Origin of the sequence: Bacillus sp. FJAT-29814 (assembly GCF_001510715.1) — a bacterium.
Taxonomy (GTDB): Bacteria; Bacillota; Bacilli; order Bacillales; family Cytobacillaceae; genus Neobacillus.
In genome coordinates, this window is record NZ_LMTJ01000001.1 from 151,257 (window position 1) to 161,682 (window position 10,426).

Below are 10,426 nucleotides of genomic sequence, written 5' to 3' on the forward strand. Positions count from 1 at the left end.
GGCTCTCTAAGTGTTTGAATCAGCATTTTCTGAGTTATATTTGGGACAATGCACTTTTATTTCACTCGTTCTCTTTGGTCCATTCATTAAAAAGTATAATACAAGACCTTTCCATTTTCCGCCAATAACTTCCTTTGTCACTTCAAAACCACAACTAAATTTTTTCAAGTCTAAACCTCTCCATTCCACATTTATTACTTTTTAGTTACTATATCACAAAAAAGTGGGTACTTCCGTTAATGTGCTTACTGAAGGATACTATATCTTGTAAGTTGTTCTTCAAATACTTAAAGGTATTAGACATAAAATAAAATTAATTCTAAAGGAGTGTTAAGTATGGGTAAATTTGAAGGTAAAATAGCACTTGTAACGGGTCGAACAAGTGGGATTGGTCTTGCTACAGCACAAAAGTTTGTAAACGAAGGTGCATATGTTTATATCACGGGACGCAGACAAAACGAACTTGATAAAGCTGTTAACCAAATTGGTAAGAACGTAACCGGTGTACAAGGGGATATTTCTAAGCTTGAAGACTTAGACAAACTATATGACCTTATAAAGCAGGAAAAAGGTAAGTTGGACATTCTTTTTGCTAATGCAGGAATTGGAAACTTCCTTCCATTAGGTGAAATTACTGAAGAGCAGGTTGATAGAACGTTCGACATTAACGTTAAAGGAACCATCTTTACTGTTCAAAAAGCGTTATCACTATTCCCGGACAAAGTAGGTTCTATTATTGTAACGGGCTCTACTGCTGGAACAATTGGCAACCCAGCGTTTAGTGTATATGGAGCATCTAAAGCAGCATTAAGAGCACTAGTTCGCAACTGGATTCTTGACCTAAAAGGTACTGAAATCCGTGTAAATGTGGTTAGTCCAGGAGGTATTCTTACACCTGCATACGATGAGCTTTTTGGTGATGCACTTGAAGAGGTACTGGAAAATAGCAGAAATACTGTTCCAGCTGGAAAAATTGGGACACCTGAAGAAGTAGCAAACGCTGTATCTTTCCTTGCTTCAGACGAAAGCAGTTACTTGACGGGTGTTGAATTGTTCGTAGATGGCGGGCTAGCACAGGTATAATTTCACTGCGCAGAGATTACAATAAGGTACTTGGGGAATGGTGTAACGGAATCGCCGCAAAATATAAAATTTATAGGAGGATTCAATATGACCAATCAACAAGTTCAACTCAATATTCGTTTTAAGGCTAAACCAGGGAAGAAAGAAGAATTCCGAAAGGAGTTATTTTCTCTAATTGAGGAGATGTCATCCGAAAAGGCATTTATTAGCGCTATTGTTTCGGATAATCTGGATCAACCGGATGAACTGCTCATTTATGAAACATGGAAAGGCACAAGAGATAGCTGGCTTGATGAAGAATTTACTAAACCATACCGCAAGGATTACGAAGTAAGACTGGATGATTTAATTGTGGAAAGAAGCGTTAGCTGGTTGCAACCTAACCGTGAATGGGGAAGTCATATAACGAATGCATATTAATTTTTATAAATGAGAAATAGCATCTATAGCTGTACAAATGGGCGAAGTCACAATAGCTGTCTTCGACGATACATGCGGCAACCTTATTCAGATAATGCAGGAGTAAACTTTATTTATGGTAGAAAAAGTTATGCAATAAAGTGTTTTTATAAACAATTTAACAACAACTTTATGTTGAGGCCTACTAGAAGGAGGAAAGCATCATGGCATTTTTCGAAACAAGTGACGGCGTCAAATTGTATTATCAGCAAAAAGGAGAAGGACAACCGATTGTGCTCGTCCATGGCTGGTCATCGGATCATACAGCATTCGATCAACCATTTGAAGAATTGAGCAAAAAGTTCAATGTAGTGTCTTTTGATTTGAGAGGACATGGCGCTTCTGATCGCCCGGAGCATGGTTTGACATTGAAGAGATTCGCTTCCGATTTGGAAGAACTAATGGAGCATCTTAACTTGATGAATGTCACATTAGTTGGACACTCGATGGGGGTTTCTACGACATTCGAGTATGTAAAAAACTTCGGTGTATCCAGATTGAAGGCCGTATCGTTGTTCGACATGACACCAAAATTAGTCAATGAAGAGGATTGGAATTTAGGTCTTTATCACGGTAAATATACGCGGGAAGACTCATTGAATGATTTGACAGTGATCAATGATAGCTTGATGGAATTCGCAAAGCCTTTCTTTAAAGTGACCGTCCCATACTTGACTGGTGAAATGATGGAAGAGCAGCTCAATTTAGTAGTCAACGGCAATACCCCTCATGTATTAGCGGCAATGTGGCATGCGATGGCAGTTGGCGATTATCGTGACGTGTTACCACAAATCACTGTACCGACACAAATTGTGTATGGAGAAAAGAGTACACTTTACTCAAAAGAAACAGCGGATTACATGAAGGAACAGATTCCGAATTCTGAAGTGATTCCGTTTGAAAACTGCACGCACTTATTAGTTGCGGAAGATGTAGTAAAAACAGCAAAAGTAATTGAAGAACTTGCAAGTTCTATGGTGAATTCATAAATAATGAAGGGGCTGTCTAAAAAGTCCCTAAAATGAAGAAGGTGGAGAAAAATAAATCGTTTTTCTCCACCTTCTTTTTTGATTTTTCGTTTTATAAGGTGGTTTCTGCACAATAGGCCCACCACTTTCAGCAAGTTATGGGCCATTGCCAGTATGGCAAATTCCGTTTGGACCTTTTCAAGTCCCCGAAGCAGGAATTGACGGAACGCCAAATTGCTCTTGAGATTTCCAAAAACTGTCTCCACTTCAATCTTTCTGCGGGAATAGACATGTTTAAAGGTTTCATCTTCAAGGGCTTTCTTTGCCGTCTCTTTTAATTCTTCATAAACTGGGTTCCAGTGAACCTGCCGGTTCCCCTTCGCCTTTGTGCACAAGGCCTTCAGTGGACAATCACTACAGTCTTCACATTCGTAGATTTTGAAGTCCTGTACAAAGCCGGAGGCATTCTTTTTCTTCATGTACTTCTTGAAGGGAACACGGCGGCCGTTCGGACAAATGAACAAGTCGTCCTCTTCTACATAATCCCAATTCTTTGCATTGTATGGATTGTTCCGATAGCCCTTTGTTTTTTCCTTCAAATATGTATTGTACGGAATGAGGAATTCGGCAATCGGTTCTGTCTCGCTGTCCCCAATCAAGTAGCGATAGTTTTCTTCGCTGCCGTAACCTGCATCGGCAACCACTCTCTTTGGCATAGGAAGGTTTGTTTGCCGGTAGGCTTCAAGATGCGGAATCAGGCTACGTGTATCAGTCGGACGTTGATGGACCGAATAGAACAGGATGAATTGATTTTCAGTTGCCATCTGAACATTATAACCGGGCTTGAGCTGACCATTCTTCATATGGTCATCCTTCATCCGCATGAAAGTTGCATCGGGATTGGTTTTGGAATAACTGTTACGGTCGCCGAGTAGTTCTTTTTGGTGTTGGTATTTCAGATAGCGGGGGATGAAGTTCTCCCGGACAAGTTTCAATGACTTTTTCAATCCTCCAAGTACACGCCGCTTTTCCTTCCTGACTTCCTTTTCGGTCTCCGTTTCCCAATCTACCTTTTTCCGTTCGACTTCCTCCTCCAGGACGGATTCGATCATTTGAAGCTTTTGCTCAACCGTTAATTCTTTCTTAGATTCCCGCGTGGAGGTCTTCATTCTCCCGATTCGCAACGGACTGGATCTGTTGGTACATTTCCTCGATTTTCGCCAAAAGCTTCGTTTCATTTTTATTGATAGCTTTTTTCCAAACATACCTATGTTTATTGGCATTGGCCTCAATTTTCGTACCGTCGAGGAAGTAGTTTTCCAGGGTGATGAACTTTTCCTCCATCAGTTTGAGAATCATCTCCTCAAAAAGGGAAGGCAAAAGTTCCGCCATCTGGTGGGTTCGAAAACGATTGATTGTCCGGTAGTCGGGTTTTTGCATCGCCGCGAGCCACATGGCGGGAATGTTCTCCTCCAGCAGCTTCGCAATCTCCCGGCAGGAATAGACCTTCTGGGAATAGGCATACAAAAGCACCTTCACCATCATTTTCGGATGATAGGAGCTTCGTCCACCGCCTTTATAGTGTTGGTAGAAAATATTATCCTCAATGGACTCGACCATGCGGTCGATGACACGGGCAACATGATGTTCAGGGATCAATCCCTGAAGGTCGAAGATAGCCATGCCTTGTTGGTTGTTGTAAGGGATAAACACTGGTTTGAAGTGGTTGCGGTCTGTATTTGAGGAATCCACATCCGTCTTAGGTTGGAATGGTTTTTCCTCAATTGATAATGGAAGAGAAGTCTGTTCGATGGTATAATTTTGGGTAGTGATCATTTGATTACTCATAGAAAATCGTCCTCCTATTAAAGTGTTGTGTGGTAACTTCATTTTATAATAGAGGACGATTTTTTTGTATTTATAAGTAGAAAAAAGGCTGCCACCAAAGTCATTTTTTAATGACTTTTGGGACTCCCCCATCCATTTTTAAGGTTTAAAATTTATGACAATGTGAATAATTTCACTTAAACTAACGGATGCGTTTCTACAAAAGGTGGAGACGCAATTTTCTTATAGAACGGGTAGGTTAGTTCAATAAGAACAGGAGAATCAATATACTAGGCAGAATATAATAAGATGTCATTGTTTAGAGAAAAAGTATATTTATTTTGGGAGTGTTGGTTATGGTTCATGCAAAAGATGTTTTATTGGATCAGTTGTTGGCAAATGCGAATGACCCTAGTTGGTACCTACCATTTTCAGATTCAATAAAAAGATTGTCTGAGGAACAAGCATTTTGGAAGCCAAACGAGGAAAGTAATAGCATTGCTGAAATTGTGCAGCATCTACTATATTGGAATCAAACATGGCAAACAAGGTATCAAAAATCTCATGTTGATGCTGTCCCTTCCATAGGAAATAATAAAAACAGCTTTATAATTCCTGAAAATCATACATTTGCTGACTTAAAAAAACAACTATTAGAGGTGCTTTTACTTTGGCAAGAGTTATTACAAGAAGAAAAAGTTGAGAGTGAAGTTAATGGTTTTTCTGGAAATGCTAAATGGTGGGAAGTTCTTGGAAATGTGTCAACTCATAACGCATATCACATTGGTCAGATCATTTATATCCGAAAGTTGCAAAATAGCTGGAAAATAGATGTAGGAGAAGATGAATAAATAAAAGTCGCACAAGTGCCTTCTACTAAAGGGGGCAAGAGTTAAAGATGGGGATGCTGGGGCGTTCCCCTTTTCTTTTTGTCCTGACGGGCAGGTTAATTCATTAAAGATTCAAATACAAATAACGGTTTTATATGTTATTCTGACTACGCAAAATACTGTAACCATATATTGATAAACTGTATAAAGCATCACAAAATTGAAAGATTTGCTATGTTAATGATAATGTAATTGGTGGGGGAATTATGAAGGATAAAAGTGTTATTATAAGGATAATACATATGCTATTTATATGTTTAACAATATATTTTATCTCAAACATTAACAACATATTTGCCACAATAATAATAACATTTTTTCTTACTAATACACTGATAATCATAATTGAAATATTAGAATCTCAATTGTTGCATAAAGAAAGTAAATTATTAATAGCAATTAACGAAGTAAAGAAAATGAATGATAAAAGTGAAAAAACAGTTAATATTATTACACTTTTATATCCTTCAATATTTACCACGTTATTAGCGTTCATCATACATCTAGTGTATGTTTTTATAAGGTGAAGTTTCTGTTATTTTATTTGTATCGAACATTCTTAAACATCACCTTATATTATAGCAACATTGTGAAGAAATGTACTTAAATAAACGGGGACAATAGTGAAAAGGCAGCGGAGTATCCGTTGCCTTCTGCCATCCACTTTTTTAAAAAATATTTCTTGTAAAATTCTTTTCTAATGCTTCCACTTAACTGTGCATAAATTCTAGTTGTCTCGCTTTTTTCGTGTCCAAGCAAACTTTGAATAACATCAATGGGAGCTCCGTTGTTCAATAAGTGTGTAGCATAGCTGTGGCGAAGTTGGTGTGGATGAATTTCTTTGTTGATTCCAGCCCGACTTGATATTCGTTTTATAATGTACCTCATCTGTCCAATACTCATTCTATGTGGGTGCCGTTCAGTAACAAATATAGCGGGACCCTTATCCTGGCGAAGGTCTAAGTATCGCTTTAGCCAGATTTCACACCGTATATTAAAGTAGACCTCCCTTTCTTTATCATCCTTTCCAAGAACAATTGCAGAACGATTAGACCAATTGATACAATTTTTATCAAGAGAAACAATTTCTCCTATTCTACAACCTGTTGAAAACATAAATTCAAACAATGCCTTTTCCATTGGATTAAAACAGGCTTCCCTCAAATGTTCAATTTCTCTCTCCGTTAGAAATTTAGGAATCCGTTTTCCTTGTTTAGGTTCTTTTATTTTTGCTGCTGGGTTTTTGGGTAAATGCCCTTCCCCGTGTGACCAACGAAATAATGATTTTATAAATCGAATTCGATGAGCCAAACTTGATGGCTTTAGGTGTTCACTGGATTTTGCTAAGTATCCTTTCAGTTGATCAGTCGTCAATGACTCAATATACACATCATTAAAGTGTTGAGTCAGCAGCTTTGATTGGAGCCTATATGCATTTAATGTCTGAGGAGAGAATCCTTCAATCCTTTTGTCCGATTCATATAATTCCCATGCTTTTGATAATAACAAATTATTTCCTCCTTTTCGGTTTAATAGAGGAATTATTGCCCTGATTATAGAATTGGAAACGTGATATTGAAGTAACGGGAGTGATAGTGGAAAAGTCCAGATTGTCCTTTCTTCGGCAAAAGCACAATTTAACATTCAAAAGAATATGAACGGAGGATTAATGTGAGATGACCAGGATATTTAAAGCCTTAGCAATCATTGTTTTAATAACCATTGTTGGGTGCTCTAATTCAATTAACAGCAGTGAAGAAAAAAACAATGAAATCAAAACGGAAAATTCCGTTTTATAGGAACAATCAAAGATATTAATGGTAAAACCGCACTTGTTTCTGCTAAAGTGTTTGAAGGTAATCCTGAAGGCGATGTGTTTGTTGACCTTTCCGTGAATAATGATGAAACATTCCAAGTTGGAGACAAGATAAAAGTAGGATTTGATGGCATCATTAAAGAATCGTATCCTGCTCAAATTAATACTCTGTCTGTTGAATTGGTTGATTGATAAAATAATATCCGTCTTCAATTAACGGGTAGCAAGAGTTAAAAACGGAGCTGCCATTTTGGCGGCTATTCTTATGAACGGGCAGGTTACTAAAAAATAGTATAGTGTGGAATTAGAAGATGGAACATATCTAATAATAGCGAGGGAGCTACGGCTAAGGTCTTATATTTTATCAGACTATCACTATATTTACGGCTTAATAAATCTTTGTTATGCTTTTTATGGAAGTAATTTCTACATATAAAGGAGATATCGATGTGAAGAAAATATTATCCGCAGTAGTAGCGGTCGTAATTATAGTAGGTATAGTAGGTATAATGAAATTATCTAAAGAAGCAGAATATAAAAAGTGTTTAGAGGCACAGGGAATTTCGAACACAATTGCCAAAGTAGTAGGTGACGAACCAACTAATGCTTGTAATGAATAAAAGAGGATGAGAATCATTAACTAATAATGTTTTTCTATATACTATCAAAAATAATATAGACTTTTTAGCAGACAATTAACAAAAGAAAAGTGAAGCTTATTCAACTACCATGAAAATTAACTTCTACTCTCCCGGAAATTTGGCCATAATTAAATAGACGCAGCTCATTTGTTTTTTTAAAAAAGGGGAGAGCGCCTGGTTACTTGATCTTTGATTAGGAAGGGACTGGATTAGGAAGCTTTTGGTTCTTCCAGGGTAACTGTGTATCCTAAGCTTTCGAGTCGTCTCAAGGAATGCCTAACAATCGATTGTTGTCTTTGCTTATCAAAGTAGTCTTCGCCTAAGTCTACATACATTTCTTTACGAGTTAAGAGATAATAAGAGATTCGCAATATGGCATGGGCAACGACAATACCGGCACGTTTCTTGCCTTTTCGTGAGGCAGTACGCCTATAAAGCGCTCCGAGATAGTTTTTTGATCCCCTAACTGAATGAGCTGCTTCGGTTAATGCAGACCGTAAATACTTGTTTCCTTTCTTTGTCTTGGCCGATTTCCTCTTTCCCGCACTTTCATTCTGTCCCGGTACCAGGCCCGCCCAGGAACACATATGAGCTGCGCTCGGAAACTGGGCTTTTACATTGGTTCCGACTTCCGACAAAATCTGTTCGGCCATTCTCCTGGCGATTCCAGGAATGGAATCGAGTCTTTCAATATCTTCCTGCTGAGGGGCAAGTCTTTTCGCAACTTCCTGATCCAGCAGTTCGATTTGTTCAGTTAGAAAATCGATGTGCCCTAAAATGATTTTCAACATTAATCGTTGATGAGGGCCAATATAACCTTTTAGAGCCAGTTCCAGTTCGTCTTTTTTCTTCTTCATGGTGCGACGGGCGAAGTTTGCCAGTTTTTCAGGATTTTCCTCGCCATCAGCTATGGCGTCAAGCATGTCTCTAGCCGACACACCCATGACATCTGAAACCACAGACCCCAGCTTGATGTTCGCTCCTTCTAGTACCTTTTGAATCCGGTTGTGCTGCCTTGCGCGCTCTTCGATGATACTTCTGCGATAGCGGACCAACTCCCGCAATTCACGCTGATTCCTGTCGGGGATATAGCTAGCTTTAAGTAGTCCGTGACGAAGCAGTTTCGCAATCCATTCCGCATCCTTGACATCCGTCTTTCTGCCAGGAACGGCTTTCATGTGCTGGGCATTCACAACTAAAAACTCGATACCCTCAGCTTCCAACAGGTTCACGATCGGCTTCCAATAGACACTTGTGCTTTCCATGGCCACATGTGTACACTGATGTTGCTTAATCCAATTGACTAATTCCAATAGAAACACAGTCTTAGTGGAAAACGTTTGAATCTCCTTTCCTTCAGAGGTGATAATACAGGCAGTAATGTTGTCCTTATGGACGTCCATACCACAAGCTCTTTCAATGACTACATCCATTGAAAACATCCTTTCTACGGCAAATACAAATTAGAGGCTGGTGCATCAACCAGAATAGGATTAATCTACCATGTGTGCTTCCCGTAAGGGAGCGACAGTCAGTGGTGCACCGTGGTCGTTGGAGTCAGACTAACGGATGGGCTCTAACGCACCATAGTTCATCGACCTTCCTCTCCCAGCCGTAGAAACAGTATTGACGGTTCGGAACCATTTTCATTCTCTGTGGTGAAGCGCCGATTTTTGCGCTACATGGATGGCTAACGGGGGCAATAGTGAAAAGGCAGCGGAGTATCCGTTGCCTTCTGCCATCCATTTTTTAAAAATATTTTCTATAGAATTCTTTTCTAATGCTTCCACTTAACTGAGCATAAATTCTAGTTGTCTCACTTTTTTCGTGTCCAAGCAAACTTTGAATAACATCTATAGGTGCTCCATTGTTCAATAGGTGTGTGGCATAGCTGTGGCGAAGTTGGTGTGGATGAATTTCTTTGTTGATCCCTTCCCGACTTGATATTCGTTTTATGATGTACCTCATCTGTCCAATACTCATTCGATGAGGATGCCGTTCAGTAACAAAAATCGCTGGGTCTTTATCCTGGCGAAGGTCTAAGTAACGCTTCAGCCATATTTCACACCTAATATTAAAGTAGACCTCTCTTTCCTTATCACCCTTTCCCAGCACAATGGCAGAACGATTAGACCAATTAATAAAATTTTTATCAAGGGATACAATTTCCCCTATTCTGCAACCTGTTGAAAACATAAATTCGAAAATTGCCTTTTCCATTGTAGTAAGGCACGCTTCCCTCAAGTGTTCAATTTCTCTCTCCGTTAAAAATTTTGGAATTCGTTTTCCTTGTTTAGGTTCTTTAATTTTCACAGCTGGATTTTTCGGAATATGTCCTTCCTCGTGTGACCAGCGAAATATTGATTTAATGAAGCGAATTCGATGGGCCAAACTAGATGGCTTTAAGTGTTCACTGGATTTTGATAAGTATCCTTTTAGTTGATCAGTCGTCAATGACTGAATATCCTCATCGTTAAAGTGCTGAATCAGCAACTTGGATTGGAGCCTATATGCTCTTAATGTCTGAGGAGAGAATCCTTCAATCCTTTTGTCCGATTCATATAATTCCCAGGCTTTTGATAATAACAAAATCATTTCCTCCTTTATGTTTATAATAGAGGAATTATTTCCCTGATTATAGAATTGGAAACGTGAAATATTGAAGTAAACCAGCTAATAGTTTGTCAATATTTTTCAATAAAAATTTAAAATATCTCATGCTATACTAAAAATATGCATGCC

The 10,426-nt window shown here is 38.7% G+C and carries 10 protein-coding genes and 3 pseudogenes; 7 read left to right on the plus strand and 6 right to left on the minus strand.

What is annotated here, in order from left to right; translation table 11 throughout:
• Positions 1–168: pseudogene (locus AR334_RS00775) on the minus strand (winged helix-turn-helix transcriptional regulator); the annotation flags it as partial.
• 168 nt (positions 169–336) lie between these two features.
• Between AR334_RS00775 and AR334_RS00780 the strand changes: the two are divergent.
• From AR334_RS00780 to AR334_RS00790, 4 genes and pseudogenes are all read left to right on the plus strand, one after another.
• Positions 337–1,083, plus strand: a complete 747-nt coding sequence (locus tag AR334_RS00780; RefSeq protein ID WP_066303879.1) for an SDR family NAD(P)-dependent oxidoreductase — start codon at positions 337–339, stop codon at positions 1,081–1,083.
• A gap of 87 nt (positions 1,084–1,170) precedes the next feature.
• Positions 1,171–1,503 (plus strand): antibiotic biosynthesis monooxygenase family protein, encoded by a 333-nt coding sequence (locus tag AR334_RS00785; RefSeq protein WP_066303880.1) that lies wholly within the window; start codon positions 1,171–1,173, stop codon positions 1,501–1,503.
• Positions 1,504–1,540: 37 nt separating this feature from the next.
• A pseudogene (locus tag AR334_RS29270) lies at positions 1,541–1,609 on the plus strand (VOC family protein); the annotation flags it as partial.
• Between the two features lie 97 nt (positions 1,610–1,706).
• Positions 1,707–2,531 carry an alpha/beta fold hydrolase gene (locus AR334_RS00790; protein WP_066303885.1) on the plus strand — a complete coding sequence of 275 codons (825 nt, stop codon included), beginning with the start codon at positions 1,707–1,709 and terminating at the stop codon, positions 2,529–2,531.
• A gap of 134 nt (positions 2,532–2,665) precedes the next feature.
• On the opposite strand, the pseudogene AR334_RS30205 reads toward AR334_RS00790, so the two are convergent.
• Both AR334_RS30205 and AR334_RS00795 read right to left on the minus strand, forming a co-directional pair.
• Positions 2,666–3,748: pseudogene (locus tag AR334_RS30205) on the minus strand (transposase); the annotation flags it as partial.
• Positions 3,654–4,358, minus strand: a complete 705-nt coding sequence (locus AR334_RS00795; protein WP_066303887.1) for a transposase — start codon at positions 4,356–4,358, stop codon at positions 3,654–3,656. The gene AR334_RS00795 and the pseudogene AR334_RS30205, both read right to left, overlap by 95 nt.
• A 335-nt stretch (positions 4,359–4,693) precedes the next feature.
• Between AR334_RS00795 and AR334_RS00800 the strand changes: the two genes are divergently transcribed.
• Positions 4,694–5,188: a DinB family protein gene (locus tag AR334_RS00800; RefSeq protein ID WP_066303889.1), complete on the plus strand. Its 495-nt coding sequence runs from the start codon at positions 4,694–4,696 to the stop codon at positions 5,186–5,188.
• Positions 5,189–5,830: 642 nt separating this feature from the next.
• Here AR334_RS00800 and AR334_RS00810 read toward each other — a convergent pair.
• Positions 5,831–6,736, minus strand: coding sequence for a tyrosine-type recombinase/integrase (locus tag AR334_RS00810; RefSeq protein ID WP_253701140.1), 906 nt, complete (start codon positions 6,734–6,736; stop codon positions 5,831–5,833).
• Positions 6,737–7,073: 337 nt separating this feature from the next.
• Between AR334_RS00810 and AR334_RS28620 the strand changes: the two genes are divergently transcribed.
• A complete protein-coding gene (locus tag AR334_RS28620; RefSeq protein ID WP_172799135.1) occupies positions 7,074–7,235 on the plus strand; it encodes a DUF3221 domain-containing protein in 162 nt (53 codons plus the stop codon).
• A 257-nt stretch (positions 7,236–7,492) separates the two neighbouring features.
• Positions 7,493–7,663: a hypothetical protein gene (locus AR334_RS29275; protein WP_156431135.1), complete on the plus strand. Its 171-nt coding sequence runs from the start codon at positions 7,493–7,495 to the stop codon at positions 7,661–7,663.
• A 230-nt stretch (positions 7,664–7,893) separates the two neighbouring features.
• Here the strand turns inward: AR334_RS29275 and AR334_RS00815 are convergent, their stop codons facing one another.
• Together AR334_RS00815 and AR334_RS00820 are read right to left on the minus strand one after the other, a co-directional pair.
• Positions 7,894–9,117, minus strand: a complete 1,224-nt coding sequence (locus AR334_RS00815; RefSeq protein WP_066303895.1) for an IS110 family transposase — start codon at positions 9,115–9,117, stop codon at positions 7,894–7,896.
• Between the two features lie 316 nt (positions 9,118–9,433).
• Positions 9,434–10,273, minus strand: coding sequence for a tyrosine-type recombinase/integrase (locus tag AR334_RS00820; protein ID WP_066303897.1), 840 nt, complete (start codon positions 10,271–10,273; stop codon positions 9,434–9,436).
• Positions 10,274–10,426: the final 153 nt, after the last annotated feature.

Bases quoted from the DNA above. Each gene is read 5' to 3' on its own strand.
- AR334_RS00800 (WP_066303889.1), top strand. From the start codon at position 4,694: ATGGTTCATGCAAAAGATGTTTTATTGGATCAGTTGTTGGCAAATGCG.
- AR334_RS00815 (WP_066303895.1), bottom strand. From the start codon at position 9,117: ATGGATGTAGTCATTGAAAGAGCTTGTGGTATGGACGTCCATAAGGAC.
- AR334_RS00795 (WP_066303887.1), bottom strand. From the start codon at position 4,358: ATGAGTAATCAAATGATCACTACCCAAAATTATACCATCGAACAGACT.
- AR334_RS00790 (WP_066303885.1), top strand. From the start codon at position 1,707: ATGGCATTTTTCGAAACAAGTGACGGCGTCAAATTGTATTATCAGCAA.
- AR334_RS00780 (WP_066303879.1), top strand. From the start codon at position 337: ATGGGTAAATTTGAAGGTAAAATAGCACTTGTAACGGGTCGAACAAGT.
- AR334_RS00785 (WP_066303880.1), top strand. From the start codon at position 1,171: ATGACCAATCAACAAGTTCAACTCAATATTCGTTTTAAGGCTAAACCA.